This window comes from Vibrio sp. 2132-1 (assembly GCF_033344315.1).
Map to the genome: position 1 here is coordinate 284696 of NZ_JAWPON010000002.1, position 15976 is coordinate 300671.

Here is a 15976-nt window from a genome sequence, read left to right on the forward strand (position 1 = left end):
ATTGTCTTTTAAGCAGAGATCTCTTGCGTCTGTGAGTCACATGGATGATCACAATTTCATCTCTCAATCAGTAAATCTTACTTTCAAACATAATCCGGACAATTCCGTAATTCTTCCGCTGCTATCATGTTGTATTAACTGAATGAATTCACAACGAGTAAACGGATTGGCTTAGCGTTGAAACATTTTGTCGTTGCTTTTCAATTGCACCGTATGCATTTGTTTGCCATCCTTTTGCTATTCTCTTTTACGGAAAAGACACGTGTTAAAAAAACTCCTTCCTATTATCTCTTTGAGCCTACTCTTTGGCTGTGCTCAACAAAATGATCGTGCTCAGCAGTATCTTGATGGTGAGTTTCCTCAGATCCTCAATCAAGTGGATGTGGTTGAGTCTAACAAACCACGCGATTTTACTGAATTTAACAAGCAAGCTGAGCAAGTGGTGATAAAGTCACCATCCATGGCGAAGATATACCAACCGCTATATCAACGATTAAGTGAGTGGGCGCAACAGAGCGGAGATACCAGTGCGTTGAGTGCGTTTGGCATTCAAGCCGCGCAATTAGGTGGTGGTGATAAAAAAGGTAATGTGCTGTTTACCGGATACTTTTCTCCCGTGATGGAGCTGCGTCATACACCAAACGACATTTTTAAGTACCCAGTTTATGGCAAGCCAAACTGCTCATCAGATTGTCCGACTCGCGCGGAGATCTACAACGGGGCATTAGATGGCCAAGGTTTAGTGCTAGGTTATGCGCCTAACCGTATTGACCCGTTTATGATGGAAGTGCAGGGCAGTGGCTATGTGCATTTTGAAGATGATGATACGTTGGAGTACTTCGCGTACGCAGGGAAAAATAATAAAGCTTACGTTAGTATTGGCCGCATTTTGATTGAACGTGGTGAAGTGCCGCGTGAAAAAATGTCCCTCAAAGCAATCAAAGAGTGGGTGATGGACAACGACGATGCGACAGTTCGCGAGTTGTTGGAGCAAAACCCTTCTTACGTCTTCTTTGCGCCAAAAGCGGAAGCGCCAGTAACGGGGTCGGCTGGTATTCCTTTGTTGCCAATGGCGGCGGTCGCGGGTGACCGTTCTATCTTACCAATGGGGACACCAATCTTGGCGGAAGTACCATTGCTGAATGCGGATGGTACGTGGAGCGGTGCGCATCAACTGCGAATGCTGATCGTTTTAGACACTGGTGGTGCGGTAAAACAGAACCATTTGGATCTGTATCATGGCATTGGTGCGAGAGCAGGAACGGAAGCTGGGCACTACAAGCATTTTGGTCGAGTTTGGAAACTTGGGCTGGAAAACTCACCAACTCAAGCGCCTTGGGCTTTGCCGCCAGAAAAGCTACAATAGCGACCCAAGAAAGAGGAACACTCTCTTATCTAGACATTTCATCAAAGAGTGCGTATAAATCGCACTCTTTGTTTTTCTATCGATCATCTGGACTTCAAAATGCGTGAACTCGATACCCCAGCATCTGACAGCTACAATCAACGCTTTGGCGGCACTCGTCGTCTTTATGGCAACAGCGAAGTGGACATTCTTCGCGCTGCACACGTTTGTGTGATTGGTATTGGTGGCGTAGGTTCATGGGCGGTGGAAGCGCTGGCTCGTACGGGGATCGGTGAGTTGACTCTGATTGATATGGACGATGTTTGTGTCACGAATATTAACCGCCAAATTCATGCGATGACGGGCACCGTTGGCCAAAGCAAAATTGAAGTGATGGCCGAGCGTGTCAAACTGATCAACCCAGAGTGTAAAGTCAATCTGATTGATGATTTCATCACGCCAGACAATCAACATGAGTACTTAAGCAAAGAGTTTGATTACGTGCTAGATGCCATTGACAGCGTAAAAGCGAAGGCGTCTTTGTTGGCGTATTGCCGCAGCAACAAGATCAAAGTGATCACCACGGGGGGCGCTGGTGGTCAGGTTGACCCAACGCAGATCATGGTCGCTGACTTAACGAAAACGATCCAAGATCCTCTAGCGAAGAAAATCAAAGACACCCTGCGTCGTCATCATAACTTCCCTAAGAACCCGGCTCGTAAGTTTGGTATTGATTGCGTATTTTCAACCGAGCAGCTGAAGTACCCTCAAGCAGATGGTTCAGTGTGTGGTGTGAAGTCGACAGCGGAAGGTCCAAAACGTATGGATTGTGCTAGCGGCTTTGGGGCGGCGACTGTGGTAACTGCAACGTTTGGCTTTGTCGCAGTATCGCGAATCGTTGAGAAGTTGATTTCAAAATATAAGAAGTAAACTAGAAGAAGAGCGCATCATGACAGATTTTCCCGTTTCTCCATTTGGTACAGATATCACCAGCGAAGACATTGTAGCGACTATGCAGCAATTTAAAGGCTGGGAAGATAGTTACCGTCAGGTTATTCAGTGGGGTAAAAAGCTGCCAAAAATGCCAGAAGAGCTGAAATCAGAACAAGTTACCGTTTCGGGTTGTGAAAGCTTGGTGTGGTTAGTGAGCCAAGAGCAAGATGGCGTTTGGCATTTTTGTGCGGACTCCGATGCGCGTATCGTCCGTGGATTGATTGCCTTGGTGATGGCGGCTTATGACGGAAAAACGGCCGATCAAATTCAAGCTTTTGATATTGATGCTTATTTTGATCAGATGGGGCTTGTCTCCCATTTAAGCCCGTCACGTGGTAATGGCTTGAAAGCTATTGTAGAGCAGATTAAGCAAACCGCCGTGTAACGAGTCATTTTCCCAATTCTTAAAAAACGCCGAATAGCCTAGCTGTTTGGCGTTTTTTGTATCTGAGTTGAGATATTTTTTGCATATGGATAAAAAGCATGCAAATGGTCGACTATTTTAGCGTTAATTAACCATTCTATTGATCCTGGTTCATTATATTGCCCACTTGGTTTTTATAAACTCAATTGTATTTAAAATTTGTCTATATTAGATAATAGACATATGCCCCATTCGCTCCTATTCCCCAATGTGGAAACACACTTGGAAGCGATTGGGTTACTTAGATACAAATGCTAGGAACCTCCCTATATGCAATTCACCTTGGAACATGCGCAAGACGTGTTATCCGGAATGCCAGACCCCACTTTTATTCTGAGTGAAGATGGTATCTATATTGATGTTTTTGGAGGAACAGATAAAAAAGCCTATCACGATGGAAGCAATTTGATAGGTAAGACACTTCACGGCGTACTTGAAAAAGATAAAGCCGACTGGTTTATCGAACAGATAAATCGGTCACTGAAACAAGACAGTATTGTGACGATCGAGTACAAGATGTGCGCCGACAGCATTCAGGGAATAGATGCTAACAGTGGGCCAAGAGGCGACCTATACTACGAAGGCAAGATCTGCCCACTCGCTATAAAATACCGGGGTCGTCGCGTTGTCCTTATTCTTACACGCAACATCTCCAATCGCCACCGAGTTGAAACCCTTCTTCGCCATCAAAGCCAAATAGATGCTCTCACCAATATCTACAACCGACGTGTTTTTTTCGAAAAGCTCACAGAAGAGGTCATTAAAGCTCAAGAGCCGAACTATCACTCCGCGTTGTTATTGTTTGATTTGGACTTTTTTAAAGTCATTAATGATAAACGTGGTCATGATGCGGGGGATTATGTCTTAGAGACGTTAGCTGATTTGGTTTCTCACTTACTCGTCAAAGACGAAATTTTCGCAAGAGTCGGAGGGGAGGAGTTTGCGATTATTTTGCCAGAAACTTCTCTGTCGGCGGCGAAAGAGGTAGGAGAGGAAGTACGTTCCCACATTCAAAATTGTCAGTTCGAATTTGAAAAGATTGAAATTCCGGTCACGGTGAGTGTAGGCGTGGTGGAAATAGGCAGAAATGAAACCACCAAACGTTTGTATGCGCATGCAGATAAAGCGCTTTATGCTGCGAAAAGAAATGGCAGAAATTGCGTGGCGACTCTGGATAGGCAGATGGAGTAACCTTGTTGGTTACTCCAAATCAAACCGTTGGCGTTATAGCATGTCGACGGCTTTTTCTACGGCGGCGATGAGTCTTTCCACATCGCTCGTCGTGTTATAAATACCAAAAGAGACGCGTACCGTGCCTTTCACATTTAGCGCATCCATCAATGGGTGAGCGCAGTGGTGTCCTGCTCGTACCGCAATGCCTTGTTGATCGAGCAGCGTCGCAATATCTTGGTGATGAACGCCGTCCATTACGAAGGTCAGTACAGAGGCATTCGGTTGATAGCCTAGAATATGGATGTCATCCAAAGCGCTTAGTGCTTGGTAGGCCTTATCCTGAAGCGCATGGAGATGAGTCTCTACTTCGTGATGGTCAAAACCTTGGTACCACTCAATGGCTTTCGCTAGAGCAATCGCGCCCGCAACGTTTGGTGTGCCCGCTTCAAATTTTCCAGGAAGTGCAGAAAACGTCGTTTTTTCGAAAGAAACGCGTTCAACCATTTTACCGCCGCCGTGCCATGGTGGCATGGCTTCCAAAAGTTCAAGCTTGCCGTATAAAACCCCAATGCCTGCTGGTGCATAAAGTTTGTGACCTGAGAAAACGTAGAAATCGATATCTGATGCCGATAAATCAAGTTGCTCATGTACGATGCCTTGCGCGCCATCAACTACAATAACCGCGCCAACGTTGTGCGCCAGTTCAGTGATTTTTTCTATAGGTTGGCGTGTGCCTGTTACGTTGGTTATTTGCGCGCAAGCAACAATTTTACAGCGGTCAGACAGAAGCGCCTCAAATGCACTGATGTCGAACTGGCAATCTGATGTCATCGGAACTTTAATGACTTTAGCACCCGTTTGCTCTGCCACGATTTGCCAGGGCACGATGTTGGCGTGGTGCTCCATCTCGCTAATCAAGATCTCATCACCTGGTTGTAACGTGCTACGGGCGTAGGTTTGAGCAATTAAGTTCAGTGCTTCGGTTGCGCCCCGTGTCCAAATGATCTCTTTAGAGCTGTTTGCACCAATAAAGCTTGCCACTCGTTCTCGTGCCGCTTCAAATTGGCTGGTGGCATTAGCCGTTAAACTATGGCTGCCACGGTGAACATTGGCATTTTGCGCACTGTAGTAATGACTGATGACATTAATCACACATTGCGGTTTTTGCGTTGTCGCTGCGCTATCTAGATACACTAAGGGCGTATCGTTGACGGATTGGTTTAGAGCAGGAAATTGCTCGCGTACAGCATTTACGTCAAACATTATTCTTCACCAAGCTTGTGGTAGTGCAGAGTAGGCAGAGGGATCATTGGTTCAGCAACTGACCATGCGTGTTTTTTACCTGAGAGTTGAATGATTACTTCCATCGCGAACTCTAAAGCTGTACCCGGACCTTGACTGGTGATCAGGTTGTGGTTGATATCAAAGGTCACGCGTTTGCTGCGCCACTTCTCTTCCGGGATATGTGACTGAAAGCTCGGGTGACAGGTCATCAGTGATTGTGGGAAAAGATCATGGTGTTGCAATACCAACGCCGGTGCTGCGCAGATAGCAGCGACCAATTTTCCCTCGTATATGTGCTGCTTAAGGATTTCTATCATCACCGTGCTATCACGAAAAATTTCTGCACCACCAACACCACCAGAAAGCGCTATGGCGTCAAACTCATCATCAGCGATATCGACTAGCTTACAATCGGCAGTTAGTGTGACTCCGCGAGAAGCTTTCATCGTCAATGAGCCATCAAAAGCAGCACTCGCTACTGTAACGTCATAACCCGCGCGAACCATCATGTCGATAACGGTGACGGCTTCCATTTCTTCGGTGCCTGGAGCTATTGGCACTAAGATTTTCTTACTCATTGTTCTGTCCAGCTTTGTTCTATTTGTTTGATGCGTTGGTAAAGTTTTAAATTCTCAGGCGTATTGATACGATGTTTCTCGGCAGCCTTTAACAAGTATCCGGTTATAAAATCAATTTCCGTTCGACGTTGATGGAATACGTCTTGCCTCATTGAAGAATAGTTCTCAGCTGTGGCGTTCACCACTTGCATTACCGTATCGAAAAGAGAGCGAAACTCGATAGCAATACCTTCTTTACTCATTACTTCAACCAGTTCTTGAGTGATGCTTTCGAGTTGTATCTTAAACTCGGGCTTCGCAAGTTCACCATTCTTACACTGGAGAATCGCAGTCAGTGGGTTAATCGCGCAGTTGATCGCTAACTTAGTCCATAACGCAGATTGGATGTGTGGATTCCAAATGGCCTCTGGAAGGGCATTATGCATAACACCTTTCAGAAAAGTGCACTGCATTCCTTTGTCATTATAACCACCCGCTTGCGTTGTTCCGTGACCGGTATGCAATACGTGTTGGTTATCTGGTTTGTATGCGCCGTGCGTCGTTGTTGCGAGCACTATCGGATTGTTTGGCACAACCTTCTCCAAGGCAGAGGCAGTACCCATACCATTGTGCATCAGCATGATAATCGTGTCTGTATTGATATGAGGGAGCAAAGGCTGAATGGCGTCTTCCACTTGCCAAGCTTTGACCGTGATCAAAATGAGGTCCGCTTGATTTACGGAGGAAATATCTTGATTACTGAATACGATTGCGGGTGTGTCATCCAACTGAAGTGGTTGTTGTCTCTCTGAACTTCTTCCCCACAATGAAACATTGTGCCCGGCAAGCTTAAATTTTGTTGCCCAGAGTGAGCCCACCGCACCTGGACCGAGGATAAGGATATTCACCAAACGCTCTCATTAAAAAGGTTTGCTGCAAGGATAATGAGGGAAAAAAGGAAAGCAAATAAAAATGGCGCCGAAAGGCGCCATTTTTGAGCAAACTTAGTGGTTCAATTAGAACTTGTAAGTTACAGCTAGGTAGTGGCTTACACCAGTCGATTCTAGCTCAACACCTGGAGCAACTTGTAGACCGTCTTTTACGCCATATACTTCTTTGTATGCTTTCAGGCCGTAACCAACCGCGAAGCGATCTGAGTGCCAGTAAATGCCGTTGAACATTGCACCACCGTTTGACGCGGTAGTACCAAATTTGTTACCAGCATCATCATCCATACCGAATTGGTAATCAATGTAACCTTGGTAAGAAATGAATGAACCATTGTCGAAGAAGTAGAATGGTTTGAACCAGTTAGTCGAGATTTGGAAACCGTTCCAACCTTTGTTGTTGCCATCGTAAGTGCTGTACAGGTTTAGGCCGATTTTACCTAACCAAGGAACCATTACATCAGAACCTAAACCGATTTTCTGGTTGTTTACACCACCGTTGTTACCGCCCCATTCCATTAGAGATGCAATGTATAGCTCTTGAACTGGACCGAAAGATAGGTCTTTACCAGTTACGGCATCTAGAGACATACGTGGTGCAAATTTCATGAACATCTTGTCAGGAGCGCCGTTCTCAATTGACTTATCTTGGTTATCTTTAGTCGCTAGGTTAAATACGTCTACGTAACCGTATAGGTCGAAAATACCAGAGCGACCGCCAAATTCCATTTCTAGGTAATCGTGAGCGTTGTCGTCAGCGCCTTTAACTCGTGGCATTTCATCAATTGAGTACATGTAGTTGAACTGCATCCACTTGTAATCGTTTTTGTGGATATCGCCGTCAGAGTAATCTGCCGCCATAACTGGAGCTGAAGTAGCCGCTAGAAGGCTAAGAGCTAAAAGTGATTTACGCATAAGGGGACTCTCTATGTTTGTAATGATTCAGAACACGCAATCTATGCTGCGCTTTCCAATTGGCGGGAATAATAGCGATAAAAATCCCAAATGAAAGTGATAAAGGGTGCAAAACTGAACGTTTTTGGTGAGTTGTGTCACGAAATTATCTTTATTTACGGAACTTTTTGTTTGTTGCATTTGATTGCAATAAATGTGTGATTTGGATCGTTTTCGTAAGCGATTTTATGACTTTTTAAGCCAGTCGATTAACCAACATAAATCGTTAGTGATCGGAGTGATAAGGGATTCGTATGTATCCGTGAATCAAAGAGGACGTTTGAATGAAAGAAGTCATGTTATTCCCACTCACTTCAGTTGTACTCCCTGAGGGTAAAATGAATCTGCGCATTTTTGAGCCACGATATAAGCGAATGGTAAAGGAATGTAGCCTACAAAATGTGGGTTTTGGAGTTTGCCTAGTAGGTAGTGAAGGTGACCCTAAAGACGTGGGAAATGTTTCATCTATCGGAACTTTGGTCAGGATCGTTGATTTTGAAACACTCAGTGATGGTCTTCTTGGTATTACAGTCGCTGGTGAGAAACGCTTTGTTGTCAAACGAGTTCGTGCAGATGCGGACGGCTTACGCCATGCAGAGGTCGAATGGTTAGACAATTGGCAACATCCAGACAACTCACCAGATTTCTTCTATTTAAGCCAGCAGTTATCCCATGTTTATAAAGAGTTTCCTCAACTTGGAAACCTCTACCAGCATCGTTTTTACGATGACTCAGCTTGGGTGACCCAGCGCTGGCTTGAATTACTTCCTTTAGACTGCAATCTGTTCGAACAGCTCGTTGGCGCAGAGAACTGCATTCCTGCGTTGCAATTTCTGACAGAAGCCATAGAAGCCCCGACTAACAAAGAGGCAAGGATATGAAAGGATTTGGCAGAGCTGCGCTAACTATGGCGGCGGCATTAGGACTGGCGGCGTGTGGCTCCGACAGTGACACTATCGAGTATTCCAATTTACAAGCAGTGCACGCGTCTTCTGACGCGCCGCTTGCAAATGTGTGGATCAACGATAAACCATCATTAACGAATGTTGATTATGGTGTGGGATCTGGCTACGTTAAATTGCGAGAGGGGATGAATTCGATTCAGGTCGATGTTCAGCTCCCAGGTAATGAAACCGCGACCGTAATACCTAAAACAGAACTAGATCTTGATTCCGACCTCAATTATAACGTGTTCGTTGTTGGCGATGCCGATGGTTCGCCAAACCCAGTTGAGCCTTTAGTTGTGACTCGCAGCGCCGATTCAATGGCTGATGCCAATAGTCTAGATGTTCAAGTTGTTCATGCAGCTTCAGGCGTTCCTGCTGTTGATCTTTATGTCACTGAGCCAGGTGTTGCTCTTGCTAGCGCGACTCCAATAACTAACCTTGCTTACAAAGCTTCTACCGACGTATTGAACATCCCAGCTGGTGAGTATCAAGTTCGACTTGCCGTAGGAGACAGCGTTGCTTTTGACTCCGGCACAGTACCTCTTGCGGCTAATTCCAACTTGACGATTGCCGCTATCGGCACAGGAGATTCGAATAGCACGTCACCTGTCAAACTCTTGGTGTTGGACGGTTCGGGCTCTTCTATAATTGAAGATATGGGCAGCCAAGCTGAAGTAAGAGTCGGACACCTTGTCGATGGAGCGCCAGTCGTCGATGTTAACGTTAACGGGGCGGCCTTCGCTCCTCTTGCCGACTTAGCGTTCAAAGAGATTCGTGGTTATTTGGATCTTGCTGCTGGCGCTTACGATATTGACGTTTACGTGGATGGCACAACAACCAATCCGATCATAGATGTTGACGGGTTAATGGTTGCAGGTGGAATGGATTACAGTGTTTATGCAGTCGGTGTTGTTAGCCCAGCGATTGATATCGAAGCTCTGGTTATTGAAGATATGAGACGCGCTGTGGCGACTAGCGCGACATTGAATGTGACACACGCTGCGGCTAATCCTATAGCGGAAATGGTGGATATTTACCTCACTACGAGTGCAGGAATAGATGGAAGTGATCCAACTATTGCTAATTTTGCGTATAAAAATAGCGTACAAGGATTATATGTCGCTGAAGGTACATATTATGTAACGGTAACAGTGGCTGGTAACCCAAGTATTGTTGCGGTTGACTCAGCACCAGTCAATGTAATGAACGGTGTTGTGTACCAAGTCGTTGCCATTGATGATGGGAACAACGGTGGTTTCAACTTGTTGGTCGATGACGTGACCGATTAGGACGAATGGGAGGAGGAGACTCCTCCCACAAATTAAGGCCGATTATGATGAGTGATAGCCCGAAAAAACTGGGGCGCAGTGATTGGAACGATTACATGGATAAAGTGAAGGCTCGAGACAAAGATGCGTTCGCTTTTGTATTCCGTTTTTACGCACCCAAGCTGAAGCAATTCGCTTACAAACATGTTGGTAATGAGCAAGTTGCTATGGAGATGGTGCAAGAGACCATGGCGACAGTTTGGCAGAAAGCGCACCTCTATGATGGTGAAAAGAGCGCGTTATCGACTTGGATATATACCATAATCCGAAACCTTTGTTTTGATTTGCTGAGAAAACAGAAAGGTAAGGAATTACACATTCATTCTGATGACATTTGGCCGTCAGAGTATTATCCACCTGATCTTGTTGATCACTATTCACCAGAACAAGATATGTTGAAAGAACAGGTGGTTAAGTTTTTAGATATATTACCGAAAAACCAGAGAGATGTTTTACAAGCGGTATATCTTGAAGAGCTACCTCATCAACAGGTCGCGGAATTATTTGATATACCCCTCGGTACTGTAAAATCCAGGCTGAGGCTTGCAGTAGAAAAGCTAAGGCATTCAATGCATACGGAGCAACTATGAACAAACACCCAGATAACAGCTTGTTAGAAGCATACGCTTCGGGAAGCATTGATGCGGTTTCTGGTCTTGTGGTCGCAACCCATTTAGAAACATGCACCAAGTGCCGAGCTTATGTGAACCAAGTCGAAGCAAGTCAAGCGAACATCGTAAGTGACATACCTTCTGAGTATGTTTCTGAATTTGACGACATGTTTAATGACATCATCAATGCGGAGCCAGCGACTGATAATATCGTGATCCGCGACTCTGCTGCTGTTAATGTCGCAGGAAAAAGTTTCGCTCTTCCTAAAACTCTAGCGCGTTTCTCTGACCTCGTAGGGTCATGGAGAAGTTACGGAGGCAAGGTTTTTAGTGCTCAGATTGACCTAGGGGAAGACGCTCGTGTCAGCTTAATGTACATCGGGGAAGATGTGCAAATTCCTCAACATACGCACAAAGGCCTGGAGTCTACATTGATCCTGCATGGCGGATTTAGTGACGAGGATGGCCAATATGAAGAGGGCGATTTGATGATTAGAGACGCATCAGTGAAGCACAGCCCTTACACTAAGGCCGGAGAAGACTGCTTGTGTTTAACCGTATTGACTGAGCCGATGATCTTTACTCAAGGCGTGGCACGTATATTTAATATGTTTGGTAAAGGGTTATACCCATAGACCTCTTATCTTATATCTCGCAAAACAAAAACCACCGAATTCGGTGGTTTTTTATATGTTTCGTTAATGCTTGTGACGTGCTTTTTCCAATAGAGCATCAAAGTAATGTCGTAGCGAGTACAACATAATCAAGCTTGGCACGACCATGACAGCGGTAAGCACGAAGAATGTGCTCCAATCATTAAGATAATCCACTAGCTCGCCACTGAAAGAAGCAAGAGTCGTCCGTCCGAAGTTTCCTAGAGAAGCAAGCAACGCATACTGAGTTGCCGAAAATGCTTGTCCGGTTAGAATCGTCAAAAATGAAACAAAAGCGACAGTTGAGAAAGCAGTCGTAAAGTTATCGACAATAATCGTGGCTAAGTACAAGTGCTCGTTTGGGCCTACCGAAGCAATCCAAGCAAACATCAAGTTACTGGCAGACATAGCAATACCACCGATCATTAATCCACGTACAATACCAAACCTAACGTTGAACATGCTTCCGACAAAAGTAAAGAAGATGGTGGCTCCCCAACCAATCAGTTTGGAGTAATAGCCAATTTGTTCATTGCTAAAACCAATATCTTTGTAGAACGCGATCGACATCCTGCCCAAAAACGCTTCGCCAATTTTAAATAGGAAAACGAACAGCAACAGAGTAATCGCGACACGGACACCATTGCGATTAAAGAAATCAAGGAAAGGTTCCACAACAGTCACGGTAAACCAAGCTACGACTTTCGAACCAACCACTTCTTTGTGGCGTTGTTCAGCGGCAGACTGAAGTTGTTCGCGTTGAGTCTTAGGTTCACCGACTAAAATCGTAAAGACCATTAGAATGCCGACTATCACCGCCATCCCGTAATACACACCATTCCAACCGACACTGTCAGCATTAACAAACGCTAAATAACCCGGTAGTGAATAACCTGTCCACCAGCCAATGACCGCCATTGCAGAAGCTTGAGGCAGTTTAGACTCTTCTGACTTTGGGAAAGTATCAATACGAAAAGCATCAATTGCGATGTCTTGTGTCGCTGAAGCCGTTGCAATACACAAGGCGAGTAGTGACGCAAACACCAAGTTTTCCGCTGGATTAACACCGGCAATAAATAGGGTAGCGACGAGTACGATACTTTGACAAAAGAAAATCCAGCTACGTCTTTGCCCCAGCAGTCTAAAGAGGACTGGCAGCTTCACGCGGTCAACCAGAGGTGCCCACAGAAAGTTGATCGCATAGACCGCAAAAACGCTACCAAAATAGCCAATTGCGGAGAGGGTCAAGCCGGCATCTTTTAGCCAACCTGACATGTTTGAACCGATAAGAACCCACGGAAAGCCGCTAGAGCAGCCCAGCATGAAAACCCACATGAGTCGTTTATCGAGGTAACTTTTTACCGTTTCCAACCAAGTGATGGAAGGTAATGAAGACATAAATCAATCCAATAAAATGAAGCCGTTGAAAGAGAAAGCCCTTCGATTATTCAAAGGGCTTATCGTTTTGGCTATTTAAGTAGTGTAGCTTTGGTGATGACGATTTGCGTCTCTGGTACATCACGCATTCGGCCTACCGTCGTGGTCGGCTGCTGAGCCATTTTCTGGATAACGTCGAACCCCTCAGTAACCTCACCAAATACAGCATAACCTGGTGGTCGAGCGCCATAGTTGAGAAAGTCATTGTCGACTAAGTTGACGAAAAACTGACGAGTTGCAGAGTTTGGTGCATTGGTTCGTGCCATGGCGATGGTAGCACGGTCATTGTTTAGACCATTATTTCCTTCGTTTTTGATTGGCGCGTATGTTTTCACCATCTGCATATCTTGGTTAAAGCCGCCACCTTGTGCCATGAAGCCTGGGATAATACGATGAAAAATAGTACCCTCGTAGCTCCCATCTTCTACATATTTTAGAAAATTAGCGACAGTGATAGGTGCTTTCTCTTCGTTTAACTCAACCGTAAATGAACCAAGTGTCGTTTCAAACGCTACTTTTGGTCCAGCCCAAACGCTGCAGCTGAGTAGTGCTAAGGACAGAATCGCTTTGCGTAACATTAGAAACGCTCCTGCATGTACTGACGAAGCTCAGGGTCATTGGCAATCTCTTTAAGCGTCAATGTCACCACATCATTCAATGTCTCTTCAATATCGGCATCAGAAGCACTCAATGTGCCAGATCGCTTTGCTGTACCTGTATAAGTTTTGACTAGCTTGCCCTCAGGTGTCTCTGCTGTGATTTCCAGCACAACTTTAGCATCCATCTCATTTTCCATCACCGAATGCTTCACGTTGACCAACGCTTCTTGAACGCTCAATTCAATCGCGTTGTTGCTGTTTAGATCCGCATGGAAACCTTGAGATGAGAATTGCTTCTCTAATGCTTCTTCTAACGCAATACGTAAATTCTGTTTAGCATGAAGAGGAAGAATGTTCGAACGGCCGTTATCCACCAACGCCACGTACTGCGCTGCACGTACATCTTTGCTGGTCAAACTGTAAGTCTTGCCTTGAACAATTGGATTGGTGCTCAATGTGCTTTCTGGCATCAGGTTCAGCTGAGGTTGTTGAGGGGCTGAACACGCAGCAAGCAACGCAACCGAAGCCGCAAGTACCAATTTTCTCATTTTATTATTCCTTTTAACTATTTTGCTAAAGCTTATTTTGCGCTTAATTTAGCAGGATTTTTTGTAGCCTGTAAAATCACAAACTTATTGTTGGAAGCGATAAGTTTCACATTTTTATCGCCAAACAGACGTTTGAGTTTTGCGTCGTACCCGAGGTGACGATTTCCGATAACCAGTAAACGGCCATTTTCACTTAATACTTGTTTAGCATCACAGAACATTTGCCAAGCAATATGATCGGTGATTGCCTGTTGTTGATGAAACGGTGGATTACACATAACCATAGAGCTGCTGCTGTGTTTAAAACCGTCCAAGCAATTGTTCGCTATGCACTGTATGTCTCTATTTTCACCAAGGTTGTCGCGTAGGTTCTGTTTTGCCGACTCAAGCGCCATAAAGCTTTCATCAACACATGTTAGCCGAGCATTTGGATTCAACTGACCAAATTTAACAGACAGAACACCATTGCCGCAGCCGAGGTCGATGACATTGTCTATTGAAGGGTCTTGAGGCAGGTGCTGCAGCATAAAGCGTGCACCTAAATCTAAACTTTCTCCTGAATAGACATTTGGCATGTTCTTGAGTTCGATATCTTCGCCATCAACGCGCCAAGTCGTGAAAGGCATTACTTCAATCGTAGGCTCAACTGTTGCTTGAGAAAACACCAATCTGTGCTTTTTCCAGGCCAAAGATGTTTTTGTTTCGCCTAAGTATTTTTCAAACAGTTTTAGCGTCGAAGTATGAATGTCTTTCGCTTTATTGACTGCAATGACGGGGCAGGAAGCCGGTAGCGCCTTTCTTAATTGGCTTAGTATCCACACTAGATGGCGGTTACTTTTGGGCAGTTGCAGCAAGACGAGATCAATATTGGCAGGAACGAGGTCCATCGTGGTGGCAAACGCTACTTTATTGCACTGGTTTTGCTCGAGATTTTGCTGTGCACCTTTATGTGAGATGAATGAATCACTCATTAGCGTTACATGGTGCTTTTCCGAAAACCAGCAGGAGAGGGCACCAAAGCTGTCATTAATCACGAGGATGTTTTGATTGTCTGGCAAAGCAAGCTCTTCAACATGATTAATAAGATACTCATCACCGGCATCCCACGCTTGTAGCGTTTCGTTACTACGTTTTGGGAAACGATGAAGTGTTAAGCTTCGCTCGTGAAGGTTCAGTTCGGTTTTCATAGCTAAATGTAAGTTGATTTAGAAATTAAGTGTTATTGTCGCAAATGATGACGTGTCGAGATACAAAAAGCTGTCAAATTTTACGAGTTCAGTGATGGCTGCTCTTTAGACATGTTCGTGGAGTCAAGCGCCTTGAGACAATATGTCTACAAAGTGCGTCAATAATGAGAGTGACGTTTGAGTGATGCATGTCTGCTTTACTTAGGTATATACTTATGGAATTCGCATCAATGAGGAACGAATATGATCCAAGAAATCATAGAGAAGAAACTACACAGTGAGCTGCAACCCAGCTATCTCAAAGTCATTAATGAGAGCTACATGCATAATGTGCCACCAGGCTCAGAGAGTCATTTCAAAGTGATTGTTGTGAGTGATTCGTTCGCGGGACAGCGTTTGATTGGGCGCCATCGTCAAGTTCATCAAATTTTGGCAGATGAACTGGACAACCACATTCATGCATTAGCTATTCATACATATACTGATGAAGAGTGGAAGCGTGAACAAGATGGCGCCCCTGATAGCCCGATGTGTATGGGTGGTGGTCACTAAAAACGCAAGATATAAAGGTGCAGAGAAAGGTGGCTTAAGGCCATCTTTTTTCGTTTTACATTCTTTAGGGACGTTAACGTGGCACAAATTCTGGTTAAAAAATGTGTTAACAGTGTTTCAACAAATGAATGGAAATTGCAGAATATTTCAGGCGATGAATATCACTTTTCCATAAGATATGTATGGAATATGGCATTTGTGCGATGGGTCAAAGTTATGACTATTCTTTGACCTTTTAGACCTGATTCTACCGAAATAACCCCTCTATTCTAATGATTGATCATGGCATCAAGTTCCTAAAAAATGCTAGACTACGGCACCTGATAAATCTCGCGTATTCCTTGTGACGAGATTTTTAATAGGATGTTGCGATTTTGATGTTTAAAACAACATCAAAACCGGACACTGATGTCGTGTCTAAAAGTTACGCAATCAAA

The 15976-nt window shown here is 44.7% G+C and carries 17 protein-coding genes; 9 read left to right on the forward strand and 8 right to left on the reverse strand.

The genetic code is table 11. The annotated features are described in order from the left end of the window. Window positions 1-262: 262 nt before the first annotated feature. The 4 genes from mltA (at window position 263) to R8N47_RS02965 (ending at window position 3953) form a co-directional block, all read left to right on the forward strand. Window positions 263-1366, forward strand: a complete 1104-nt coding sequence (gene mltA / locus R8N47_RS02950) for a murein transglycosylase A (protein WP_005391723.1) — start codon at window positions 263-265, stop codon at window positions 1364-1366. A 99-nt stretch (window positions 1367-1465) separates the two neighbouring features. Continuing rightward, complete coding sequence (gene tcdA / locus R8N47_RS02955) at window positions 1466-2275, forward strand: tRNA cyclic N6-threonylcarbamoyladenosine(37) synthase TcdA (RefSeq protein WP_005380241.1); 810 nt, start codon at window positions 1466-1468, stop codon at window positions 2273-2275. Between the two features lie 19 nt (window positions 2276-2294). Further along, complete coding sequence (gene csdE / locus R8N47_RS02960; protein ID WP_064354248.1) at window positions 2295-2723, forward strand: cysteine desulfurase sulfur acceptor subunit CsdE; 429 nt, start codon at window positions 2295-2297, stop codon at window positions 2721-2723. Window positions 2724-3032: 309 nt separating this feature from the next. Then, on the forward strand, window positions 3033-3953 hold the full coding sequence (locus tag R8N47_RS02965) for a GGDEF domain-containing protein (RefSeq protein ID WP_042521375.1): 921 nt from the start codon (window positions 3033-3035) through the stop codon (window positions 3951-3953). Between the two features lie 33 nt (window positions 3954-3986). Here R8N47_RS02965 and csdA read toward each other — a convergent pair whose 3' ends face one another. The 4 genes from csdA to R8N47_RS02985 all read right to left on the reverse strand — a co-directional run bounded on the left by csdA (window position 3987) and on the right by R8N47_RS02985 (window position 7638). Further along, window positions 3987-5198 (reverse strand): cysteine desulfurase CsdA, encoded by a 1212-nt coding sequence (csdA, locus tag R8N47_RS02970; RefSeq protein ID WP_025768229.1) that lies wholly within the window; start codon window positions 5196-5198, stop codon window positions 3987-3989. Continuing rightward, window positions 5198-5797, reverse strand: coding sequence for a DJ-1 family glyoxalase III (locus R8N47_RS02975; protein ID WP_006742560.1), 600 nt, complete (start codon window positions 5795-5797; stop codon window positions 5198-5200). Before R8N47_RS02975 ends, csdA begins: the two co-directional genes overlap by 1 nt. After that, window positions 5794-6684, reverse strand: coding sequence for a 2-dehydropantoate 2-reductase (panE, locus tag R8N47_RS02980; RefSeq protein WP_213913774.1), 891 nt, complete (start codon window positions 6682-6684; stop codon window positions 5794-5796). Before panE ends, R8N47_RS02975 begins: the two co-directional genes overlap by 4 nt. Window positions 6685-6792: 108 nt before the next feature. Then, window positions 6793-7638, reverse strand: a complete 846-nt coding sequence (locus R8N47_RS02985; RefSeq protein WP_005391741.1) for an outer membrane protein OmpK — start codon at window positions 7636-7638, stop codon at window positions 6793-6795. A 323-nt stretch (window positions 7639-7961) separates the two neighbouring features. On the opposite strand from R8N47_RS02985, the gene R8N47_RS02990 reads away from it, so the two are divergent. Genes R8N47_RS02990 through R8N47_RS03005 form a run of 4 tightly spaced genes read left to right on the forward strand, consistent with a single transcriptional unit; the run spans window position 7962 to window position 11198 of the window. Then, window positions 7962-8558, forward strand: coding sequence for an LON peptidase substrate-binding domain-containing protein (locus tag R8N47_RS02990; RefSeq protein ID WP_064354247.1), 597 nt, complete (start codon window positions 7962-7964; stop codon window positions 8556-8558). Then, window positions 8555-9913 carry a DUF4397 domain-containing protein gene (locus R8N47_RS02995; protein WP_064354246.1) on the forward strand — a complete coding sequence of 453 codons (1359 nt, stop codon included), beginning with the start codon at window positions 8555-8557 and terminating at the stop codon, window positions 9911-9913. Before R8N47_RS02990 ends, R8N47_RS02995 begins: the two co-directional genes overlap by 4 nt. A 44-nt stretch (window positions 9914-9957) precedes the next feature. After that, window positions 9958-10542, forward strand: coding sequence for an RNA polymerase sigma factor (locus tag R8N47_RS03000; protein ID WP_005380255.1), 585 nt, complete (start codon window positions 9958-9960; stop codon window positions 10540-10542). Continuing rightward, a complete protein-coding gene (locus tag R8N47_RS03005; protein ID WP_005380256.1) occupies window positions 10539-11198 on the forward strand; it encodes a ChrR family anti-sigma-E factor in 660 nt (219 codons plus the stop codon). Before R8N47_RS03000 ends, R8N47_RS03005 begins: the two co-directional genes overlap by 4 nt. A gap of 63 nt (window positions 11199-11261) precedes the next feature. Here R8N47_RS03005 and R8N47_RS03010 read toward each other — a convergent pair whose 3' ends face one another. From R8N47_RS03010 to R8N47_RS03025, 4 genes are all read right to left on the reverse strand, one after another. Further along, complete coding sequence (locus R8N47_RS03010) at window positions 11262-12614, reverse strand: AmpG family muropeptide MFS transporter (protein WP_005380257.1); 1353 nt, start codon at window positions 12612-12614, stop codon at window positions 11262-11264. A gap of 71 nt (window positions 12615-12685) precedes the next feature. Then, window positions 12686-13231 (reverse strand): peptidylprolyl isomerase, encoded by a 546-nt coding sequence (locus tag R8N47_RS03015; RefSeq protein ID WP_005380258.1) that lies wholly within the window; start codon window positions 13229-13231, stop codon window positions 12686-12688. Further along, window positions 13231-13800 carry a YajG family lipoprotein gene (locus R8N47_RS03020; protein ID WP_005380259.1) on the reverse strand — a complete coding sequence of 190 codons (570 nt, stop codon included), beginning with the start codon at window positions 13798-13800 and terminating at the stop codon, window positions 13231-13233. The genes R8N47_RS03015 and R8N47_RS03020 overlap by 1 nt, the downstream gene beginning before the upstream one ends. Before the next feature lie 32 nt (window positions 13801-13832). Beyond that, a complete protein-coding gene (locus R8N47_RS03025) occupies window positions 13833-14987 on the reverse strand; it encodes a methyltransferase (protein ID WP_005380260.1) in 1155 nt (384 codons plus the stop codon). Between the two features lie 243 nt (window positions 14988-15230). On the opposite strand from R8N47_RS03025, the gene bolA reads away from it, so the two are divergent. Then, the gene (bolA, locus tag R8N47_RS03030) at window positions 15231-15539 is read left to right on the forward strand and encodes a transcriptional regulator BolA (RefSeq protein ID WP_005380262.1); all 309 of its coding nucleotides are present in this window, start codon (window positions 15231-15233) and stop codon (window positions 15537-15539) included. The last annotated feature ends 437 nt before the right edge of the window (window positions 15540-15976 follow it).

What these genes read in the sequence shown, in the direction of transcription:
- R8N47_RS03000 (WP_005380255.1), top strand. Translation starts at nt 9,958, where the DNA reads ATGATGAGTGATAGCCCGAAAAAACTGGGGCGCAGTGATTGGAACGAT.
- R8N47_RS03015 (WP_005380258.1), bottom strand. Translation starts at nt 13,231, where the DNA reads ATGTTACGCAAAGCGATTCTGTCCTTAGCACTACTCAGCTGCAGCGTT.
- csdA (WP_025768229.1), bottom strand. Translation starts at nt 5,198, where the DNA reads ATGTTTGACGTAAATGCTGTACGCGAGCAATTTCCTGCTCTAAACCAA.
- bolA (WP_005380262.1), top strand. Translation starts at nt 15,231, where the DNA reads ATGATCCAAGAAATCATAGAGAAGAAACTACACAGTGAGCTGCAACCC.
- R8N47_RS03010 (WP_005380257.1), bottom strand. Translation starts at nt 12,614, where the DNA reads ATGTCTTCATTACCTTCCATCACTTGGTTGGAAACGGTAAAAAGTTAC.
- R8N47_RS03005 (WP_005380256.1), top strand. Translation starts at nt 10,539, where the DNA reads ATGAACAAACACCCAGATAACAGCTTGTTAGAAGCATACGCTTCGGGA.
- R8N47_RS02965 (WP_042521375.1), top strand. Translation starts at nt 3,033, where the DNA reads ATGCAATTCACCTTGGAACATGCGCAAGACGTGTTATCCGGAATGCCA.
- R8N47_RS02995 (WP_064354246.1), top strand. Translation starts at nt 8,555, where the DNA reads ATGAAAGGATTTGGCAGAGCTGCGCTAACTATGGCGGCGGCATTAGGA.
- R8N47_RS02990 (WP_064354247.1), top strand. Translation starts at nt 7,962, where the DNA reads ATGAAAGAAGTCATGTTATTCCCACTCACTTCAGTTGTACTCCCTGAG.
- R8N47_RS03025 (WP_005380260.1), bottom strand. Translation starts at nt 14,987, where the DNA reads ATGAAAACCGAACTGAACCTTCACGAGCGAAGCTTAACACTTCATCGT.
- tcdA (WP_005380241.1), top strand. Translation starts at nt 1,466, where the DNA reads ATGCGTGAACTCGATACCCCAGCATCTGACAGCTACAATCAACGCTTT.
- csdE (WP_064354248.1), top strand. Translation starts at nt 2,295, where the DNA reads ATGACAGATTTTCCCGTTTCTCCATTTGGTACAGATATCACCAGCGAA.
- R8N47_RS02975 (WP_006742560.1), bottom strand. Translation starts at nt 5,797, where the DNA reads ATGAGTAAGAAAATCTTAGTGCCAATAGCTCCAGGCACCGAAGAAATG.
- R8N47_RS03020 (WP_005380259.1), bottom strand. Translation starts at nt 13,800, where the DNA reads ATGAGAAAATTGGTACTTGCGGCTTCGGTTGCGTTGCTTGCTGCGTGT.
- R8N47_RS02985 (WP_005391741.1), bottom strand. Translation starts at nt 7,638, where the DNA reads ATGCGTAAATCACTTTTAGCTCTTAGCCTTCTAGCGGCTACTTCAGCT.